Raw genomic sequence first — 18,614 nt, 5'->3', positions numbered from 1 at the left:
GATCGATAGAGGAGGGAATTACATGCAGACCCCTGTTTCTGTCAATGAAAAAAAGGATTTTATCCGTTGGTTTTTAAATCATTATCAGCTTAAACGCCGGGAGTGCGTCTGGATTTTAAATTATTTAATGAGTCATGATTCATTAATGGAAAAAGTCCATTTTGTAGAACAAGCTGAATTTTGCCCGCGAGGCATTATCATGTCTACTCATTGCGTTGATGAGGTGCCGTTTAGGTTTTACAAAGAAAATGTCATGACTACGGACGCGGAAAAATCTTTTCACGACATCCGGTTAAATAAACAGCAGGATTTATTTATCCAGCTGAATTTCCGTTCGGCCTACAGCTCACCGGAATATGCCGCTGTTCTTGAATCAAATCCGCATCTGCCGAAAGACCTGTTTGAAAATAAACAGGATCAGGGAATGGCCGAAAAAATATTAGAACATGCCATTTCCACTTTCCAGCGGGAAAAGCTGCTTAAAGATATCGACGAGGCGCTGGACCGCCACGACAAAGAAACATTTGAAAAGCTTTCCCGCCAATTGAATCAGCTCACATAAATGACAGCCTTGCAGAGTATGCAAGGCTTGTTGCGTAAAGAGGAGGAACGAGACATGAGATGGAGGGCCGCTGATGCCGATGCCTATTTACAATCTGCGGATTACATTGATACCGCTGTCATTCCGTTAATTTCCATAACATCTTCAGGAGGCCTAAAAGAGGCCGTTGAACAGGGGGAAAGCACCCAATTGCTTTCTGAAGAGCTTGAGCGCCAATTGAAGGGACGGGTATATTTATTCCCCTCTTATACATATGTTGATATAGACCAATCACAAATCGCCCTGCTTCAAAAACTCAAAGAAGAGGTGATGACCAACTTCCGGCACGCCTTGTTCCTGACGGCAGACGAAAAATGGAAGGATTCTGAAATAGGGTCTGATGTCATATACATACCTGCCGTTCCGTTTGAACATATGAAAGACTCTTTAAAGAGAAAAATAGCGGATGACAAGTGCGGAGAAATTTTGAACGTTTTGTTACAGAAGTGGAACAATTCTTAAAAACTCCATACATCCCGCAAAACACCCGTTTTGCCTCTGTTGACCTTGCTGAAAGATTCATATATTATGAGGGTGTCAAATCTCTGAATTATTTTCTATTTTAGTTAATTTTTGGTCAATCTTTAGGGGGGGAAGAGATGGGCGGAAAACAAGATATATCAAGAAGACAATTTTTAAACTATGCGCTCACCGGCGTGGGGGGATTTATGGCCGCCAGTGCGCTTATGCCCATGGTCCGTTTTGCGCTGGACCCGGTATTAAAACCGACGGGAGATCAAAAAATGGTGCAGGTTGTCAGTGTGGATGAGCTGACGAAGGAGCCGAAGCGGTTTGACTTTAAAATTCATCAAGTCGACGCCTGGTACGAATCGGAAGAATCCAGGTCAGCCTGGGTTTACAAGCATGGGGATGAAATTATAGCGCTTTCACCGATCTGCAAGCATTTGGGCTGCACCGTAAACTGGAACAATGATCCTAAAAATCCGAACAAATTCTTTTGTCCCTGCCATTACGGGCTGTATGAAAAAGACGGCACGAACGTTCCGGGCACACCGCCGCTCGCGCCTCTTGACCGTTATGAGCAAAAAGTAAAGGACGGCTTTTTGTATCTTGGAAAAGCAAAGCCTAGGGGGGAAGGGTGACATGCTGAATAAAATTTATGACTGGGTGGATGAACGTCTCGATATTACGCCGATGTGGCGGGATATCGCCGACCATGAAGTGCCGGAACATGTAAATCCCGCTCACCATTTCTCGGCTTTTGTCTATTGTTTCGGCGGTTTGACGTTTTTTGTAACCGTTATCCAAGTGCTGTCCGGGATGTTTTTAACGATGTATTATGTGCCGGATATAAAAAACGCGTGGGAATCCGTGTATTATTTGCAGAATGAAGTCGCTTTCGGGCAGATTGTAAGGGGTATGCACCATTGGGGCGCAAGTTTAGTCATTGTGATGATGTTTTTACATACGCTGCGGGTTTTCTTTCAGGGAGCTTATAAAAAGCCTCGGGAATTGAACTGGATCGTCGGTGTTCTGATCTTTTTTGTGATGCTCGGTCTCGGTTTTACAGGGTATCTGCTTCCGTGGGATATGAAGGCGCTGTTTGCGACAAAGGTAGGTCTTCAGATTGCGGAGGCGACGCCATTGATCGGAGCGCAGGTGAAAACTCTTCTTGCCGGCCACCACGATATTGTCGGCGCCCAAACGCTGACGAGATTTTTTGCGATTCACGTATTTTTTCTCCCTGCCGCTTTGTTTGCGCTCATGGGCGCCCACTTTGTCATGATCCGCAAGCAGGGAATTTCAGGACCGCTTTAATACAAATCTGATATAAAAGGGAGGGGATGACATGCACCGGGGGAAAGGAATGAAGTTTGTAGGAGATTCAAGGGTACCGGCTGAAAAAAAACCGAATATACCGAAAGACTATTCAGAGTATCCTGGAAAGACAGAGGCGTTTTGGCCGAACTTCCTGCTGAAAGAATGGATGGTCGGGGCCGTTTTCCTCGTCGGATTTCTCGTTTTAACGATTGTGCACGAGCCGCCTTTAGAACGGGTGGCGGACCCGACGGATACAGGGTATATTCCGCTGCCGGATTGGTATTTTCTATTTTTATACCAGCTATTAAAATATGAATATGCCGCAGGGAGCTACACCGTTATCGGCGCGATGATTATACCGGGTCTTGCCTTCGGGTCGCTGCTTTTGGCTCCGTTTCTCGACAGGGGGTCTGAAAGAAGGCCGTGGAAGCGTCCGGTTGCGGTCGGCATGATGCTTTTGGCGCTTTGCGCTACGGTCTTTTTAACGTGGCAGTCAGTCGCGACGCATGACTGGGCGAAGGCGGAGGAGCAAGGGAAAATCAAAAAAGAAGCCGCCATTGATACTGAATCAGACGGTTATAAGGTATTTAAAGAACAAGGCTGTATTTCCTGTCACGGGGATAATCTTCAAGGCGGAAGCGCCGGTCCGTCCCTGGTCGATAACGGGCTGAGCCCGGAAGAAATTAAAAAAATCGCCGTCAAAGGGAAAGGGCAGATGCCAGCCGGTATTTTTAAAGGGAATGACAAACAGCTTGATCAGCTGGCGAAGTTCATTTCTGAAACGACAGCGAAATAACGTATTGTGAAGCAGACAATAGCAGGATATACTTTTATGAAAAGAGCTGACCGGATGTCAGCTTTTTTTGCATGATACATACTTTTTACGGACTGAGAGTTGATGGTATGAGGTGGATTTCTTATCTTTTAGGGTTGCGCGGCATGCTTCTGCTTGTTCTTGCCGTTAATTTTATCGGTACGGTGTACGGCTATTATTGGTATGTGCCTCAGCTTGCGGACACGCCGTTCCGATTTCTGATATTTGTGCCTGACAGCCCGACGGCGACGTTTTTCTTCCTGTTCGTGCTTCTGGCATTTCTCATGAAAAGAAACGCGCCGCTGTTTGAAGCGCTGGCTCTTGTAACTCTTGTAAAATACGGGCTGTGGGCGGTCGGAATGAATGTCTTTGTGCTGGCCAAAATGGGGCAGATGCCTTGGGAAGGGTACATGCTGATTGCTTCACATTTTGCCATGGCCGTTCAAGGCGTTTTATACAGCCCGTATTTTCGGTTCCGGTTATGGCATCTTGCCGCTGCCGCTGTTTGGACGCTTCATAATGATGTCATTGATTATCTTTTCGGCATGATGCCCCGCTACTCAATGCTCAATGACTATATGCAAGAGATCGGCTATGCTACATTCTGGCTGAGCATATTTTCACTCAGCCTTGCATACTATTTGGTGATTTCCAAAAGACGGATAAAGCTTGACTTACACTGATAGAATCTTGGTCTAACCTTGTCCCGCTCCTCATATTCTGTAAAGAGAAGGAGTGGGAGGGACCTCTATGAAACGAAAGCTGACGATCTGTCTTTTACTTGCTCTTATGTGTTTCATCACAACTGCCAAAGCTGAAGATGAGGGCGGTCTCAAGGAACTGAACGACCTTTCGGATACCGTTTTCCAAATGACGCGGCATTCGCAGTATGATGAGGCTCTGCAAGTGCTTGGCTACTTTAAGAAAAAAATGACACACGTAAACTCACTGAACGGCGCCGAAGTCAGGCAGGTGACTCTGGGTTTCAATGATTTAGTGCGCGTTCTGAAACAGGCAGACGCCTCAGATAACGAAAAAATCCGGGCAGCCGCCCAGTTCAGGTTGGTAATGGATGCGATGGAAGACCACTCCGATCCGCTGTGGGGTTCGCTTGAAAGACCGATTATGGCGACATTCAGCGCCTTAAAAGAAGATGTCAGCGGAAACGGAAGTGAAAATTTCAATGAAAAGTGGAATGAATTTATATCATTATATGATTTAATTTATCCCAGCCTGACAATGGATGTGTCGGCCGGCCAGCTTGATACGGTGGCGAAACATATCGAGGTAATTGAGCAGGAAGGGTTTCAGCAGATGACAAAAGGAACAAAGCTTGAGCGTCTGACGCTCCTGCAGCAGGATTTAAAGCGGGTTTTTGACAAGGTGGAGCGGGATGACGCTGATCCTTCGCTGCTCTGGGTCATTCTGACAACAGGCGGTATCATTATTACTGCGCTGACATATGTCGGCTACCGAAAATACAGAGCGGAAAAAAAGAAAGAGAAAAAGCGTGAGTATCCTAAGTCTAAATAAACAGAAATTGCTGTAAAGGAGCTAAGCCAGTGAAAAAACTCATCCAGCAATTGGCTTCAAAACACCTCCCGCAGCCGATCAGAGGCAGAAAAGGGGCGACTGACGAAGGACCGCGAAACCTCGCGCGTGACTTCCAGAATCCTGACATGCTCGTTCCGCCTTCAACGGATGCAGGAACGGTTCAAAATTTGAAATTCTCATTTTCTGATACGCATATGAGGCTTGAAGACGGAGGATGGTCCAGAGAGGTGACGGTAAGGGAACTGCCGGTATCCAAAAACATCGCGGCGGTGAACATGAGACTGAAGCCGGGAGCTGTGCGGGAGCTTCATTGGCATAAAGAAGCCGAATGGGGATATGTGATTAACGGAGGAGTCCGTTTAACCGCGGTCGATCAAAATGGGCGGAATTTTATTGATAATGTCAGTGAAGGGGATCTGTGGTATTTTCCTTCCGGCATACCTCATTCCATTCAAGGATTAGAGCAGGGAAGTGAGTTTTTGCTCGTCTTTGATGACGGCTCTTTTTCAGAAAACAGCACCTTTTCAGTAACGGACTGGTTTGCCCACACCCCGCGCAGCGTGCTGGAGGCGAACTTCGGTGTTCCGGGTTATGAGTTGGCTTATATTCACAAGAAAGAGCGTTACATGTTCCAGTTGAAACCGCCTCCCCCTATTGAGCAGGCAGCAGTTTCTTCCCCGGAAGGCACCGTTTTGGAGCCGTTCAGCTACAAGCTTTCCCGGCAGGAGCCCCTTGTTACCAGCGGGGGAAGAGTAAAGATTGTCGATTCAAAAACGTTTAAGGTGTCAAAAACGATTGCCGCAGCTCTTGTGGAGGTCGAACCCGGGGGCATGAGAGAATTGCATTGGCATCCGAATACGGACGAGTGGCAGTATTATCTTTCAGGAGAAGCAAAAATGACGGTGTTTGCGGCGGAAGGAAGAGCGCGGACATTTAACTATCAAGCGGGTGACGTAGGATATGTTCCTTTTGCAATGGGACATTATGTTCAGAATACCGGTGACACCGTGCTTCGCTTTCTGGAAATCTTCAAAAGCGACCGTTTCGAAGACGTCTCTTTAAACCAATGGCTGGCACTGACGCCGCAGCGCTTCGTCGAGCAGACGCTCAATGTCAGTCCGGCATTCGCCCGCCGATTGAAAAAGAAAAAATCACCGGTTGTCAAATGGAAATACGAACAGTAAAGGCGGCAAAAGCCGCCTTTTTATTATCGTCTGATCGGATTTTTATTTTCATCAAGCGTAAATCCTTCGCCGAGCACATCATGGACGTCGCTTACTGCAACAAAGGCGTGCGGGTCAACGGAAGTGATGACGCTTTTCAAAAGCACAATTTCGTTTTTCGGAACGACGCAGTAAAGAACGTCCCTGTCTTCTTTTGTATATGATCCCTGTCCTTTCAAAACGGTGACGCCGCGCTCCATCTCTTCAATGATTTTTTGCTGGATCAAATCATTTTTCGAAGAAATAATCGTTGCCCCTTTTGCGGCATAGCCGCCTTCCTGGATAAAATCAATCAATCTCGCAGCGACAAAAACGGCTACAAGCGTGTACATCGCTTCCTTGTAAGAAAGATACGTAAACAAAGAAAGAAGAATGACACAGGCGTCAAAGGCAAACATCGTCCGGCCCATCGGGATTCCGAAAAATTTGTTGATCAGCCTGGCGATGATATCGACCCCGCCCGTCGTGCCGCCGTATTTAAAAATAATGCCGAGACCCGCGCCGATAAATACACCGGCGAACAAGGCGGCCAGCGCTAAATCATGGGACAGCGGCATATGAATTTCGTAGCGCTGAAAAACACTCAGAAAAACAGAAAGAGAGACGGTGCCGATCAGGGTATAGACAAACATCGTCCGGCCGAGCATACGCCAGCCGATGAAAAAGATAGGAATGTTCAATACCAGGTTGGAAATAGAAGGGCTGATGTGGAATAACGCATATAAAAGCAGCGTAATGCCGGTAAATCCGCCTTCCGCCAAATTGTTCTGCATATTAAAGTGAACCAGTCCGAATGAAAAAACAGCGGCGCCGATTAAAATAAAGCAAATGTTTTTGATTCTGATTTCTCCAAGCATTGCATCAAACCCCTTTTCCTTCCATAAGATTGCGTAAATATTATAGTGGATACAAAAGAAAACAGCAAACTGCCGTTTTTAACATTTGTCAAATGTACTTGAATTAGCTAACATGGAAGAGATGACAGGAGGTATTCGCACAGTGAGTGACAAAACGATGAAAGACTTACAAGCTGAGGTCGATGAATATATCGGCCAATTCAAAGAAGGCTATTTCAGCCCGCTTGCCATGATGGCCCGTCTCACGGAAGAACTGGGCGAACTTGCAAGAGAAGTCAACCATTATTATGGTGAAAAGCCGAAGAAAACGACGGAAAATGAGAAAAGCATGGAAGAGGAAATGGGTGATGTGCTGTTCGTCCTGATCTGCCTCGCCAACTCCCTTGATATTTCATTGGAGGAAGCTCATAACCGCGTCATGCATAAATTTAATACACGTGATAAAGACCGCTGGACTAGAAAAGAAGAAGGAAAGTAGGAGAAACCATGTCAAATGAAACCATTAAAGTCGTCATTGCCGGACCGAGAGGCAGAATGGGCCAGGAGGCCGTAAAACTTGCCGTCCGCACGCCTCATTTTGAGCTTGTCGGCGCCATTGACCATACATACGATCAGCAAACATTGCGGGAAGTGATGTCAGCTGATTCAGACGCTCTTATTTATACGGATATCCGCGCATGTTTCCAAGAAACAAAACCGGATGTGCTGATCGATTTGACAACGCCTGAAATCGGCAAAAAACATACGAAAGCCGCTCTTGAACACGGCGTCCGCCCCGTTGTGGGAACGACCGGATTTTCTGAAGCGGATTTAGAGGAGCTTCAAGCCTTGACTGAAGAAAAAGGAATCGGCGCCATCATCGCTCCGAACTTTGCATTAGGCGCGGTGCTGATGATGAAGTTCTCACAAATGGCCGCCAACTATTTTGAAGATGTAGAAATCATTGAGCTTCATCATGATCAAAAGCTGGATGCCCCGAGCGGAACGGCGCTGAAAACAGCGGAAATGATCTCAAGCGTCCGTACAGAAAAGCAGCAGGGCCATCCTGATGAAAAAGAAATTCTGCCGGGCGCCCGCGGTGCTGAATTAAACGGCATCCGCCTTCACAGCGTGCGTCTGCCGGGCCTTATCGCCCACCAGGAAGTCATGTTCGGCATGGACGGCCAGACGCTGAAACTGCGCCATGACTCCTATAACCGGGCTTCCTTTATGTCAGGAGTGAAGCTGTCAGTGGAGCAAGTGATGAAAATCGACCAGCTTGTATACGGACTCGAAAATATTATCGACTGAATCGGCAAGGGGGAGAACATCAAATGAAAATTGCTTTGATTGCTCACGATAAAAAAAAGCAGGATATGGTTCAGTTTACGACCGCATATAAAGATATACTGAGCCATCATGAGTTATACGCGACAGGTACGACGGGCCTGAAAATCCAGGAAGCGACCGGATTGTCTGTTGAACGTTTTCAATCCGGCCCGCTCGGCGGAGATCAGCAAATCGGCGCATTGATTGCAGCAAATGCCCTGGATCTCGTCATTTTTCTACGCGATCCGTTAACTGCGCAGCCTCACGAACCGGATGTCTCGGCGCTGATCCGGTTGTGTGACGTATACGCGATCCCGCTCGCCACAAATATGGGAACAGCGGAAATCCTCGTCCGGACGCTGGATGGCGGGGCATTTGATTTCCGCAATCTTGTGCGCGGAGGAGAACCGAATGTCTGAACACGTTGATATTCTGGCGTTCGGCGCCCATAGTGATGATGTCGAGATCGGTATGGGCGGCACGATCGCAAAATTTACGGCTCAAGGAAAAACCGCGGTGATATGCGATTTGACCGAGGCCGAACTATCATCTAACGGAACGGTAGGGATAAGAAAAGAAGAAGCGGCAAAGGCGGCCCGAATTCTCGGCGTAAAAGAGAGAATCCAGCTTACGCTTCCCGGCCGCGGGCTTTTGAAAAGTGAGGACGGCATCCGCCGGATTGTCAGTGTCATCAGAGCCTGCCGGCCGAAAACCGTTTTCATGCCTTATCCGAAAGACCGCCATCCTGACCACGGCAATGCGGCGGCTTTGGTCGAAGAAGCGGTGTTCTCGGCGGGAATTCATAAATACAGAGATCACCAGGAACTGCCGGCTCATAAGGCTCAGCGCGTATACTATTATATGATCAACGGGTTTCACCGTCCGGACTTTGTAATCGACATAACGGAAACCATCGATCTGAAAAAAGAAAGCCTGCACGCCTATCAAAGCCAGTTTATTCCTACGGCGCAGTCAGTGAACACACCGCTGACCAACGGTTATATCGAAATGGTGGAAGCGAGGGAAAGACTGTATGGCAAAGAAGCCGGGACGGGGTATGCCGAAGGCTTCTTTTCAAAACAGCTTCCCGTTTTGAATGATGATGTTTTTGGGGGCGGACAATGAGACCATTAAAAATAGGGATTACATGCTACCCGAGTGTCGGAGGCTCGGGTATTATTGCGACGGAACTCGGCAAGCTGCTTGCGGAAAAAGGGCACCAGGTTCATTTCATCACATCAAGCATCCCGTTCAGATTAAATACATATCATCCGAATATTCATTTTCATGAGGTGGAAGTCAACCAATACGCGGTATTTAAATATCCGCCTTATGACCTTACGCTGGCGAGCAAAATCGCCGAGGTTGCCGCGAGGGAAAATCTTGATATCATTCACGCGCATTATGCGCTGCCGCATGCGGTATGCGCTTATCTCGCCAAGCAGATGCTCAAGCGCGACATCGGCATCGTGACGACGCTTCACGGTACGGACATCACCGTTTTAGGATATGATCCGTCATTAAAGGATTTAATCCGTTTTGCCATCGAAGCGTCCGACAGAGTGACGGCGGTATCAACCGCGCTTGCCGGAGAAACATATGACTTAATCAAGCCGGATAAAAAAATTGAGACCATCTACAACTTTATTGATGAACGTGTTTATCTTAAGAAAAATACAGAGAGTATAAAAGAGAAACATGGCATTTTGCCGGATGAAAAGGTCGTCATCCATGTTTCGAACTTCAGAAAAGTAAAACGTGTTAAAGATGTCATCCGTGTTTTCCGTAATATCGCAGCCAAAACAAAGGCGAAGCTCCTGCTTGTCGGCGACGGGCCGGAAAAGTGCGTCGCTTGGCAGCTTGTCGAAAAATACGGACTGCAGGATCAAGTGCTGCTCCTCGGAAATCAGGACAGGGTGGAAGAGCTGTATTCCATCAGCGACCTTAAGCTTCTTCTGTCTGAAAAAGAAAGTTTCGGACTCGTCCTCCTTGAAGCGATGGCCTGCGGCGTGCCGTGCATCGGAACAAATATCGGCGGAATCCCGGAAGTGATTAAAGATCAAGTAAGCGGTTTTCTGGTGGAAGTCGGCGATATTCAGGCGGCATCTGAAAAAGCGCTTGCCGTTTTAGAAGATAAACAGCTCAGCAAACGATTGACTGACCATGCGCTGAAAATGGTGGAGACCGCCTTTTCTTCGCAAAGAATCGTCAGTCAGTATGAACGGATTTATGACGAATTGGCAGGACCGGAGTGATCTTATGGAACAGGAATTTGTCAAAGCCCTCCCCATCCTTCATCATCTGATGAAGGCGGGCCATCAGGCGTACTTTGTCGGGGGAGCCGTCAGAGACAGCTATATGAAACGGAAAATAGGTGATGTGGACATCGCAACCAGCGCTTCGCCGAATGAGGTGGAGCGCCTCTTTAAGCGGACTGTCGATGTAGGAAAAGAGCACGGCACCGTAATCGTCTTGTGGGAAGATGAAACCTATGAAGTCACCACTTTTCGCGCCGAATCAGAATATAAGGACTACCGGCGCCCTGAAGCTGTGCGGTTCATTACTTCTTTATCAGAAGACTTAAAGCGGAGAGACTTAACGATAAATGCGATGGCGATGTCTGCCGAGGGAGAGCTGCTTGATTATTTCGGAGGCGCGCATGATATCGGTCAAAAGCTGATCCGTACGGTGGGTAATCCTGAAGACCGTTTTCGGGAAGACGCTCTGCGGATGATGAGAGCCGTCCGCTTTATGAGTCAGCTCGGCTTTCTGTTAGAAAAAGAAACAAGAGAGGCCGTCATAAAAGACAGGGAGCTTTTGGCACATGTATCAGTAGAACGAAAGACCGTCGAATTTGAAAAGCTGCTGCAGGGCGCTTCCTCACAAGAAGCGATCCAAACGATGGTGCAAACAGGTCTGATACAAGAGCTGCCCGGCCTTTCCGGTTATGAGCAGCAAATGCTTGAAGCGAGCGGATTTCCGTTTTCTTCTTTAGATGCACGCGAAGAACGCTGGGCAGCGCTGTTATTGTTTCTCGGTCTTTGTCCGAAAAGCGCCGAGGCGTTTTTAAAACAATGGAAACTGCCGGGAAAAGTCATAAAAAAAGCGGTGCAGATCATAAGCGTTTATCCGGCGCAGCTGGAAGCGGAAGCGATGTACCGGGCGGGAGAGGCGCTGTTTTCAGCCGTTAAAATCGGGATGCTGAAAAAGCATAAGACGATTGATGAACAAAAGCTGAAAGAGGTTCAGAGCCTGTATGAGCAGCTGCCGATCAAAAGCCTTCGAGACCTCGACATTTCAGGCGCTGATCTGATGGAGCTCAGAAACCGCCGCGCGGGTAAATGGGTGGCCGAAGAACTTCGCCGGATTAAAGAAGCGGTATTGGCAGGGAAGCTCCCTAACCGAAAACATGACATAAAGGAGTGGCTCGCATCATGGGATCAACATTAAGAACCCGATTAATTGATTTATTTTCTGAGGCGGGTGACGGCTTTATCTCCGGGCAGAAAATAAGTGACGCGCTCGGCTGCTCGAGAACCGCCGTTTGGAAACATATAGAGGAGCTCCGCAAAGAGGGCTATGAGGTTGAGGCGGTCAGACGAAAAGGGTACAGGCTCATTAAAAAACCGGGGAAACTCAGTGAATCCGAAATCCGTTTCGGGCTGAAAACAGAGGTTTTGGGCAAACAGCTTCATTACCGGGACGTCCTGCCGTCCACCCAAAAAACCGCTCATGAACTTGCCAATGACGGTGCGCCGGAAGGGACGCTCGTAGTCGCCGATAAACAAACGGCAGGCAGAGGAAGAATGGCCAGAGTGTGGCATTCACAGGAGGGAAACGGGATTTGGATGAGCCTCATTCTGAGACCCGACGTTCCTTTGCAAAAAACGCCGCAGCTCACCCTGTTATCCGCCGTTGCGGTCGTTCAGGCCATCGAGGCTTTTACAGGTATACAGCCCGCCATTAAATGGCCGAATGATTTAATGATTCACGGCAAAAAAGCCGTCGGGATTTTAACTGAGCTGCAGGCGGAAGAAGACCGTGTCCGTTCGGTTATTCTCGGGATCGGCATCAACGTGAACCAGCAGGAAGCCGATTTTCCCGGCGAGCTTCAGGACATTGCGACGAGCCTGAGCATGGAAGCTGGCGAAAAAATTGACAGAGCGGGTCTGATACAAGAGATTTTGCTGACTTTTGAAAAACGCTATCAGGATTACTTGAACCACGGCTTTACACCGATCAAGCTGCTATGGGAAAGCTATGCGGTCGGACTGGGGAACGAGCTCAGAGCGAGAACGCTGCAAGGAACGTTTTACGGGAAATCGCTCGGCATTGATGATGAGGGAGTTCTTCTCCTGGAAACGAGAGACGGTATAAAGAAGATCTATTCTGCCGATATTGAGCTCAATTAATCTTAGTTGGTACAAGCCTCGTGAATTTGGTATACTTCCTATGGGCAGTATCATAATGAACTGCACCTGATCAGCAGAACAGAGATTACGAAAAGTCTGCCTTGATCCAAAAAAGGACTGGGACAGAGGGATGACATTCGCCGAACGTTAAACAAGTGGGAATCCTTCTTATTTTACAGAAGGCTTTTTTGCTTGCGAAGAATTGGCGGCTCATCTCCTCACCGTTTAGAGGAGGAGAAACAGAATGAAAACAAAACTGGATTTCATGAAAATGAAGGAAAACGGAGAGCCGATCGTGATGCTGACCGCTTACGATTATCCGCAGGCAAAGCTTGCGGAACAGGCGGGAGTCGACATGATTTTAGTCGGGGATTCGCTCGGAATGGTCGTGCTCGGACTCGATTCAACAGTCGGCGTAACGGTCAGTGACATGATTCACCATACAAAAGCGGTAAAACGCGGTGCGAAAAATACGTTTATCGTAACTGACATGCCGTTTATGTCTTACCACCTTTCAAAAGAGGATACATTGAAAAACGCCGCGGCCATTATTCAGGAAAGCGGCGCGGACGCGTTAAAGCTGGAAGGCGGAGACGGCGTTTTCGAATCCATCCGTGCGCTGACTCTCGGCGGAATTCCCGTCGTCAGCCATTTAGGCCTCACACCGCAGTCTGTCGGCGTATTAGGCGGATATAAAGTGCAGGGAAAAGATGAGCAAAGCGCGAAAAAGCTCATTGAAGACAGCATCAAATGCGAGCAGGCGGGAGCGATGATGCTCGTGCTTGAATGCGTGCCTGCTGAACTGACTGCTAAAATAAAAGAAGAAGTATCCATTCCCGTCATCGGAATCGGAGCCGGTTCAAAAGCGGACGGCCAAGTCCTTGTCTATCATGACGTCGTCGGCCACGGGGTGGACAGAACACCGAAGTTTGTGAAGCAATACGCCAAAATCGACGGCACGATTGAGTCGGCCCTCAGCGGTTATGTCCGTGATGTGAAAGAACGGGTTTTCCCGGAAGAAAAGCATTCGTTTCAGATAAACCAAACTGTGCTGCAAGGCTTGTACGGAGGAAAGTAAGCGATGAAACAACTGACAGAAACTCAACAGCTGAAAGAATTAATTGCACAATACCGCTCAGAAGGCCGGACGATCGGATTCGTCCCGACAATGGGTTTTCTTCATGAAGGACATCTGACGCTGGTTGAAAAAGCAAGCAAAGAAAACGATATTGTCGTGATGAGCATCTTTGTCAATCCGACTCAATTCGGACCGGGCGAGGATTACGAAGCATATCCGCGGGATTTAAAGCGCGATGCCCGGCTTGCAGAACAGGCGGGGGCGGATGTTTTGTTTACGCCGTCTCCAAGTGACATGTATAAAGGCGAGCAAAATGTTGCCGTGCAAGTGAAAAGGAGAACTGACGTGTTGTGCGGCGCCTCCCGCGTCGGCCATTTTGACGGAGTGGCCACTGTGCTGACGAAGTTTTTCAATCTCGTTAAACCGACCCGCGCCTACTTCGGCCTGAAAGATGCCCAGCAGGCAGCGGTTGTGGACGGATTAATTGAGGATTTCTTTATGGATATCGAATTGGTTGCAGTGGACACGGTCAGAGAAGAAGACGGACTTGCCAAAAGCTCTCGCAACGTCTATCTGACTGAACAGGAACGCAAAGAAGCGCCGATGATCTATAAAGCATTGCAGCAAGGTGCCGAACTGATCAGAGACGGTGAAAGAAATCCGGAAACCGTTATAAAAACCGTCACCGATATCATCGAAAACACAAGCGGCGTCATTGATTATGCCGAACTGTACGCTTATCCGGAGCTGACTCCGCTTAAAACATTAAACGGCAAGGTCATTCTGGCCTGCGCCGTCCAATTTTCTAAAGCCAGACTGATTGATAATATCATTATTGATATTGATGAATGGGAGAGATCATAATATGTACCGCACTATGATGGCCGGAAAACTGCACCGCGCTACCGTGACGGAAGCCAATTTAAACTATGTCGGCAGCATTACGATTGATGAAGATCTTTTAGATGCCGTCGGAATGCTCACTAATGAAAAAGTTCAGATTGTGAATAATAACAACGGAGCGAGACTTGAAACGTATATTATTCCCGGTAAGCGGGGGAGCGGCGTCATCTGTTTAAACGGAGCAGCCGCCCGTCTCGTCCAAGAAGGAGATAAAGTCATTATTATTTCTTATCAAATGATGTCTGATCAGGAAGCAAAAAGCCATCAGCCGAAGGTGGCCGTTCTGGATGATCAGAATAAAATCGAGCAGATGCTGGGCCAGGAGCCGGCACACACGATTTTGTAAAAGAGCCCCCTTCATGGGGGTTTTCTTTTAAGATTTAGGGGCAAAAGCTGTTTTTCCGCTCCATTTCTCAATAAAACGTGTTACACTTTTCTCGTATGCAAGAATTGAGGTGTCCATTTTAATGAACAAACAACGGTTCGTTGTCATAGATGTCGAAACAACAGGAAATTCGCCGAAAAAGGGCGATAAAATCATTCAAATCGCAGCGGTTGTCATTGAAAATGGACAAATAACTGAGCGGTTTTCAAAATATATCAATCCGAATCAGGCCATCCCGCCGTTTATTGAACAGCTGACCGGAATTTCGTCCGGAATGGTTGAAAATGAACTGCCGTTTGAAGCGGTCGCAGAGGAGATTTTTCATCTGCTTGACGGCGCGTATTTTGTTGCCCACAATATTCATTTCGACCTCGGATTTGTCCGGCATGAACTGAGCGAAGCGGGCTATGAGCTGCCGGATTGTGAAGTGCTTGATACGGTTGAGCTTTCGCGTATTGTTTTCCCGGGGTTTGAAGGATATAAGCTCGGTGAGTTGTGCGCGGAGCTGAATATTGTTCATGACCGCCCTCACCGCGCAGACAGCGATGCGGAGGTTACGGGACTGGTCTTTTTAGACATTTTACATAAACTGAAACATTTGCCTTTACCGACGTTAAAGCAGCTTAGAAGGCTTTCACAGCATTTTATCAGCGATTTGACGCTGCTTTTGGATTCTTTTATACATGAAAGCAGGCCGCCGGAAGAAAAGAGCTGCATTCCATACGCCTCTTTTTCAATTAAAGAGCCCGATCACATTCCGGTTTCCCGTCCGGTGAATGCGGCCATTGACCTTGAAAAGTGGAACGAAGAAAAAGAACAGATCTTATCCGGCATCATCCCCCGCTATGAAAAGCGGAAAGGGCAGCTTTCGATGATGGATGAAGTGCTCGGCGCCTTCCGCAATCGGGAGCATGCGCTGATTGAAGCGGCACCCGGCATCGGAAAAACGATCGGTTATCTCGTTCCGGCTGTTTTATTTGCCAAAGCGGAACAAACTCCCGTGATTATCAGCACGTACTCTACTCTTTTGCAGCAGCAGATCATGTCTAAAGATCTTCCGCTTTTGGAGCGTATGTTTCCTTGGCCGGTCAAAGCCGCTATTTTAAAAGGGAAATCACATTATCTGTGCCTGCCTAAGTTTGAACATATTCTGCATGAGGAAGATGACAACTATGATGCGGTTTTGACGAAAGCACAGCTTCTCGTCTGGCTGACGGAGACTGAAACGGGCGACGCCGCTGAGCTGAATCTTCCATCAGGCGGCAGATTGCTGTGGGAGCGCATGGCTTACGATGAGAATTCTTTTTTGAAAAAAGGGAAGGACTCGGCTGCCGGGTTTTATGAACGGGCTAAAGAAAAAGCGCAGGCCGCAGATCTGATTATCACAAACCATGCTTTGCTGTTTTCAGATCAAAGCAGTGAAACGAAAAAACTGCCTGCAAGCGGAACGGTCATCATTGATGAAGCGCATCATTTCGAACGCGCTGCCAGCGAGCACCTCGGGAAGAGAGCTTCATACATCGGACTGCACACAAAGCTCAGCCGAATCGGAACCTTAAAGGAACACGGACTGTTAAAGCGGATGAGGAAACTGTTTTATACGTATGAACTGCCGGCGGAAAGTTTTTTTGACGCCGATGAGTGGATGAAGCATATTCAATCGGAAAGCGACGCATTTTTCAGTTCAGTGCATTCTTTTGTCAAACGAAGAAAACCTAAAGACGATCTGAACCGTCTCGTCTATAGTCTCAATCATAAAAGCCAGGATAAAGGGTTTCACATGATAACGGACGGAGCGGAGCGGCTTTGTGCGATGCTGGATCAGCTGCTTGACATGTTTTCAGTACAGGAGAAACTGTTACATCAAAAGCTTGATCAGATGAAAAGCGGAGCGGCTTTTTTAGCGGCCGAATATGTAAAGTGTATCAGGGGGCTGAAAGAATATCGCGATACGTTCAGCAGGCTGCTGTTTGAAAATGATGAGAAAGAAGCCGTTTGGGTTGAAATTGACGCGAAAGGCGCAAAAAACGCCGTCAGCATCTATGCGCAGCCTTTGGAGCCCGGTGAAATGCTTGCAGACCAGTTTTTCGCCCGCAAAAAAAGCGTTGTGCTCACATCAGCGACCTTAATGGTGGAGCAGTCTTTTCAATTTATGATTGAAAGGCTCGGACTTGCGGATTTTTATCCGCGCACCAAAAGCATCCCGTCTCCTTTTTCTTACGATGATCAGATGAACGTCATCATTCCGAAAGAGATGAAATCCGTTAAATATGACGGGGAGCGGGAAGTCATTGAGCATATTGCCAAGTATGCGGAAATCATGTCAAAGGGAAAACAGCCGAAGATCCTTGTCCTGTTTACGTCTCATGATATGCTGAAAAAAGTGTATCAGGAACTGAAACTCAGTATGGAGATCTCAGGCATTCAGCTTCTCGCCCAAGGTATTTCGGGCGGGAGTCCCGGTAAATTAATGAAAACCTTTAAAACGGCAAGCCGGGCGATTTTGCTCGGGACGAATCATTTCTGGGAAGGCGTTGATTTTCCGGGGGATGAATTGTCAACTGTCATGATCGCAAGACTTCCTTTCAGGGCGCCTGACAATCCGCTTCACGCCGCAAAATGCGAATTTGCGAAGAAGCAGGGGAAAAATCCGTTTCAGACGATTTCCCTGCCTGAGGCCGTGTTAACGTTCAGACAGGGGATCGGGCGCCTGCTCCGTACGGCGGGAGACAAGGGAACAATCGTTCTTTTAGATCAGCGTGTAAAGACGGCGGGATACGGACGGCTGTTTCTTGAAGCGCTCCCGACTTCATCTCTTTTGGAGCTGACGGATGCCGAACTCGGGGCTTATGTCAGCCAAACGGAATAAAAGCCGCATAAACGCGGCTTTCGTGGTGTGGGATGAGGAATTGTTTTTATAGTAAAAGCGGGTTCATGCCGCCTTGTGATTTTATTATGCCGCGGGCGCATCCCGTTATGACTAACAAAATTTGTTCGACCGATGGAGGGTATAAAAATGGAAAGCAAAATTGAAATTCTGTCAACGATTAATGTGGAGCATTCAGATGATTTATATAAAATCGTCGATACATTAAACCGGACTTTGAAACGGGACAATCTGATGTTCGGCCTTGCGCTCGACGAAGAAAATCAAAATGAAGCGGTCTTCACTATTTATCGTACATAGGTGAAAAAGATGAGAAAAAAAGCATTAATATTTACAGCTGTATTTGGTATTATTTTTTTAGCAGTTCTTTTATTTTCGGCCAGCATTTTTAAATCTGCAATGGCTCAAAAAGAAGAAGGCCACGAAACAGCTGCCGCAGCCGCTAAAGAAAAAACGGATCTGACAGATGCTGAGAAAGTGGAGACCTTTGTCGGCAAACAGAAATATTATGTTGTTACCGGAACGGATAAACATGGAAAAGATATGTATGTATGGGTTCCGGCCGACAAAAAAGCAAAAATTCTCTCAAAAAAAGCCAGTGACGGCATTTCAAGCGGCAAGGCTGCCAAGATCGTTCGGGACGAAGGGCTTGTTTCCAAGCTGAATGGCGTTCACCCGGCGAGAGAAAACAATGTTCCGTTATGGGAAGTGACCTATATCAACAAAAGCGGGCAGTATAGCTTTAGCTATGTGGACTTTACAAGCGGCAAGATTCTCAAAAACATCACACCGTGAGACGTATTAGGGGGA

General features: G+C 47.6%; 22 protein-coding genes. 21 read left to right on the top strand and 1 reads right to left on the bottom strand.

What is annotated here, in order from left to right:
• The first annotated feature begins 22 nt into the window (after positions 1-22).
• From NYE50_RS12595 to NYE50_RS12560, 8 genes are all read left to right on the top strand, one after another.
• A complete protein-coding gene (locus NYE50_RS12595) occupies positions 23-562 on the top strand; it encodes a ReoY family proteolytic degradation factor (protein ID WP_003153482.1) in 540 nt (179 codons plus the stop codon).
• A 54-nt stretch (positions 563-616) separates the two neighbouring features.
• Complete coding sequence (locus NYE50_RS12590; protein ID WP_003153483.1) at positions 617-1,063, top strand: YpiF family protein; 447 nt, start codon at positions 617-619, stop codon at positions 1,061-1,063.
• A gap of 137 nt (positions 1,064-1,200) precedes the next feature.
• Positions 1,201-1,704, top strand: coding sequence for a ubiquinol-cytochrome c reductase iron-sulfur subunit (locus tag NYE50_RS12585; protein WP_003153484.1), 504 nt, complete (start codon positions 1,201-1,203; stop codon positions 1,702-1,704).
• A 1-nt stretch (position 1,705) separates the two neighbouring features.
• Positions 1,706-2,380, top strand: coding sequence for a menaquinol-cytochrome c reductase cytochrome b subunit (qcrB, locus tag NYE50_RS12580; RefSeq protein WP_003153485.1), 675 nt, complete (start codon positions 1,706-1,708; stop codon positions 2,378-2,380).
• Positions 2,381-2,411: 31 nt separating this feature from the next.
• Positions 2,412-3,179 carry a menaquinol-cytochrome c reductase cytochrome b/c subunit gene (locus tag NYE50_RS12575; protein ID WP_159354315.1) on the top strand — a complete coding sequence of 256 codons (768 nt, stop codon included), beginning with the start codon at positions 2,412-2,414 and terminating at the stop codon, positions 3,177-3,179.
• A 107-nt stretch (positions 3,180-3,286) separates the two neighbouring features.
• Positions 3,287-3,880, top strand: coding sequence for a DUF1405 domain-containing protein (locus tag NYE50_RS12570; protein WP_014721418.1), 594 nt, complete (start codon positions 3,287-3,289; stop codon positions 3,878-3,880).
• Between the two features lie 67 nt (positions 3,881-3,947).
• Positions 3,948-4,730, top strand: coding sequence for a sporulation protein YpjB (gene ypjB / locus NYE50_RS12565; RefSeq protein WP_025649791.1), 783 nt, complete (start codon positions 3,948-3,950; stop codon positions 4,728-4,730).
• Between the two features lie 29 nt (positions 4,731-4,759).
• On the top strand, positions 4,760-5,935 hold the full coding sequence (locus NYE50_RS12560; RefSeq protein ID WP_159354314.1) for an oxalate decarboxylase family bicupin: 1,176 nt from the start codon (positions 4,760-4,762) through the stop codon (positions 5,933-5,935).
• Between the two features lie 23 nt (positions 5,936-5,958).
• Here the strand turns inward: NYE50_RS12560 and NYE50_RS12555 are convergent, their stop codons facing one another.
• Complete coding sequence (locus NYE50_RS12555; RefSeq protein WP_003153493.1) at positions 5,959-6,831, bottom strand: YitT family protein; 873 nt, start codon at positions 6,829-6,831, stop codon at positions 5,959-5,961.
• A 142-nt stretch (positions 6,832-6,973) separates the two neighbouring features.
• On the opposite strand from NYE50_RS12555, the gene NYE50_RS12550 reads away from it, so the two are divergent.
• The 13 genes from NYE50_RS12550 (at position 6,974) to tseB (ending at position 18,599) form a co-directional block, all read left to right on the top strand.
• Positions 6,974-7,309 (top strand): nucleotide pyrophosphohydrolase, encoded by a 336-nt coding sequence (locus NYE50_RS12550; RefSeq protein ID WP_003153495.1) that lies wholly within the window; start codon positions 6,974-6,976, stop codon positions 7,307-7,309.
• An 8-nt stretch (positions 7,310-7,317) separates the two neighbouring features.
• Entirely contained in the window at positions 7,318-8,121 is an 804-nt protein-coding gene (dapB, locus tag NYE50_RS12545) for a 4-hydroxy-tetrahydrodipicolinate reductase (RefSeq protein WP_003153497.1), read from the top strand.
• Between the two features lie 23 nt (positions 8,122-8,144).
• Complete coding sequence (gene mgsA, locus NYE50_RS12540; protein WP_003153499.1) at positions 8,145-8,558, top strand: methylglyoxal synthase; 414 nt, start codon at positions 8,145-8,147, stop codon at positions 8,556-8,558.
• Entirely contained in the window at positions 8,551-9,264 is a 714-nt protein-coding gene (gene bshB1 / locus NYE50_RS12535) for a bacillithiol biosynthesis deacetylase BshB1 (protein ID WP_159354313.1), read from the top strand. Before mgsA ends, bshB1 begins: the two co-directional genes overlap by 8 nt.
• Complete coding sequence (gene bshA / locus NYE50_RS12530; protein WP_015240093.1) at positions 9,261-10,394, top strand: N-acetyl-alpha-D-glucosaminyl L-malate synthase BshA; 1,134 nt, start codon at positions 9,261-9,263, stop codon at positions 10,392-10,394. Before bshB1 ends, bshA begins: the two co-directional genes overlap by 4 nt.
• 4 nt (positions 10,395-10,398) lie before the next feature.
• On the top strand, positions 10,399-11,589 hold the full coding sequence (locus tag NYE50_RS12525) for a CCA tRNA nucleotidyltransferase (RefSeq protein ID WP_159354312.1): 1,191 nt from the start codon (positions 10,399-10,401) through the stop codon (positions 11,587-11,589).
• Positions 11,574-12,551 carry a bifunctional biotin--[acetyl-CoA-carboxylase] synthetase/biotin operon repressor gene (locus NYE50_RS12520; protein WP_014418241.1) on the top strand — a complete coding sequence of 326 codons (978 nt, stop codon included), beginning with the start codon at positions 11,574-11,576 and terminating at the stop codon, positions 12,549-12,551. Before NYE50_RS12525 ends, NYE50_RS12520 begins: the two co-directional genes overlap by 16 nt.
• Positions 12,552-12,795: 244 nt before the next feature.
• On the top strand, positions 12,796-13,629 hold the full coding sequence (gene panB, locus NYE50_RS12515) for a 3-methyl-2-oxobutanoate hydroxymethyltransferase (RefSeq protein WP_014418240.1): 834 nt from the start codon (positions 12,796-12,798) through the stop codon (positions 13,627-13,629).
• Between the two features lie 3 nt (positions 13,630-13,632).
• Complete coding sequence (gene panC, locus NYE50_RS12510; RefSeq protein ID WP_012117844.1) at positions 13,633-14,493, top strand: pantoate--beta-alanine ligase; 861 nt, start codon at positions 13,633-13,635, stop codon at positions 14,491-14,493.
• Between the two features lies 1 nt (position 14,494).
• A complete protein-coding gene (panD, locus tag NYE50_RS12505; protein ID WP_159354310.1) occupies positions 14,495-14,878 on the top strand; it encodes an aspartate 1-decarboxylase in 384 nt (127 codons plus the stop codon).
• Between the two features lie 121 nt (positions 14,879-14,999).
• Positions 15,000-17,786, top strand: coding sequence for an ATP-dependent DNA helicase DinG (dinG, locus tag NYE50_RS12500; protein ID WP_172869562.1), 2,787 nt, complete (start codon positions 15,000-15,002; stop codon positions 17,784-17,786).
• Positions 17,787-17,933: 147 nt separating this feature from the next.
• A complete protein-coding gene (locus NYE50_RS12495) occupies positions 17,934-18,104 on the top strand; it encodes a YpmA family protein (protein ID WP_003153512.1) in 171 nt (56 codons plus the stop codon).
• 9 nt (positions 18,105-18,113) lie between these two features.
• Positions 18,114-18,599: a cell wall elongation/penicillin-binding protein regulator TseB gene (tseB, locus tag NYE50_RS12490; protein WP_007409483.1), complete on the top strand. Its 486-nt coding sequence runs from the start codon at positions 18,114-18,116 to the stop codon at positions 18,597-18,599.
• The last annotated feature ends 15 nt before the right edge of the window (positions 18,600-18,614 follow it).

The organism is Bacillus sp. EU55 (genome assembly GCF_038005925.1).
In the GTDB taxonomy this organism is placed as follows: domain Bacteria; phylum Bacillota; class Bacilli; order Bacillales; family Bacillaceae; genus Bacillus; species Bacillus velezensis.
This window is presented reverse-complemented; position numbering and strand designations above follow the sequence as displayed.

What these genes read in the sequence shown, in the direction of transcription:
- NYE50_RS12595 (WP_003153482.1), top strand. Translation starts at nt 23, where the DNA reads ATGCAGACCCCTGTTTCTGTCAATGAAAAAAAGGATTTTATCCGTTGG.
- NYE50_RS12590 (WP_003153483.1), top strand. Translation starts at nt 617, where the DNA reads ATGAGATGGAGGGCCGCTGATGCCGATGCCTATTTACAATCTGCGGAT.
- NYE50_RS12585 (WP_003153484.1), top strand. Translation starts at nt 1,201, where the DNA reads ATGGGCGGAAAACAAGATATATCAAGAAGACAATTTTTAAACTATGCG.
- qcrB (WP_003153485.1), top strand. Translation starts at nt 1,706, where the DNA reads ATGCTGAATAAAATTTATGACTGGGTGGATGAACGTCTCGATATTACG.
- NYE50_RS12575 (WP_159354315.1), top strand. Translation starts at nt 2,412, where the DNA reads ATGCACCGGGGGAAAGGAATGAAGTTTGTAGGAGATTCAAGGGTACCG.
- NYE50_RS12570 (WP_014721418.1), top strand. Translation starts at nt 3,287, where the DNA reads ATGAGGTGGATTTCTTATCTTTTAGGGTTGCGCGGCATGCTTCTGCTT.
- ypjB (WP_025649791.1), top strand. Translation starts at nt 3,948, where the DNA reads ATGAAACGAAAGCTGACGATCTGTCTTTTACTTGCTCTTATGTGTTTC.
- NYE50_RS12555 (WP_003153493.1), bottom strand. Translation starts at nt 6,831, where the DNA reads ATGCTTGGAGAAATCAGAATCAAAAACATTTGCTTTATTTTAATCGGC.
- dapB (WP_003153497.1), top strand. Translation starts at nt 7,318, where the DNA reads ATGTCAAATGAAACCATTAAAGTCGTCATTGCCGGACCGAGAGGCAGA.
- mgsA (WP_003153499.1), top strand. Translation starts at nt 8,145, where the DNA reads ATGAAAATTGCTTTGATTGCTCACGATAAAAAAAAGCAGGATATGGTT.
- bshB1 (WP_159354313.1), top strand. Translation starts at nt 8,551, where the DNA reads ATGTCTGAACACGTTGATATTCTGGCGTTCGGCGCCCATAGTGATGAT.
- bshA (WP_015240093.1), top strand. Translation starts at nt 9,261, where the DNA reads ATGAGACCATTAAAAATAGGGATTACATGCTACCCGAGTGTCGGAGGC.
- NYE50_RS12525 (WP_159354312.1), top strand. Translation starts at nt 10,399, where the DNA reads ATGGAACAGGAATTTGTCAAAGCCCTCCCCATCCTTCATCATCTGATG.
- NYE50_RS12520 (WP_014418241.1), top strand. Translation starts at nt 11,574, where the DNA reads ATGGGATCAACATTAAGAACCCGATTAATTGATTTATTTTCTGAGGCG.
- panB (WP_014418240.1), top strand. Translation starts at nt 12,796, where the DNA reads ATGAAAACAAAACTGGATTTCATGAAAATGAAGGAAAACGGAGAGCCG.
- panC (WP_012117844.1), top strand. Translation starts at nt 13,633, where the DNA reads ATGAAACAACTGACAGAAACTCAACAGCTGAAAGAATTAATTGCACAA.
- panD (WP_159354310.1), top strand. Translation starts at nt 14,495, where the DNA reads ATGTACCGCACTATGATGGCCGGAAAACTGCACCGCGCTACCGTGACG.
- dinG (WP_172869562.1), top strand. Translation starts at nt 15,000, where the DNA reads ATGAACAAACAACGGTTCGTTGTCATAGATGTCGAAACAACAGGAAAT.
- NYE50_RS12495 (WP_003153512.1), top strand. Translation starts at nt 17,934, where the DNA reads ATGGAAAGCAAAATTGAAATTCTGTCAACGATTAATGTGGAGCATTCA.
- tseB (WP_007409483.1), top strand. Translation starts at nt 18,114, where the DNA reads ATGAGAAAAAAAGCATTAATATTTACAGCTGTATTTGGTATTATTTTT.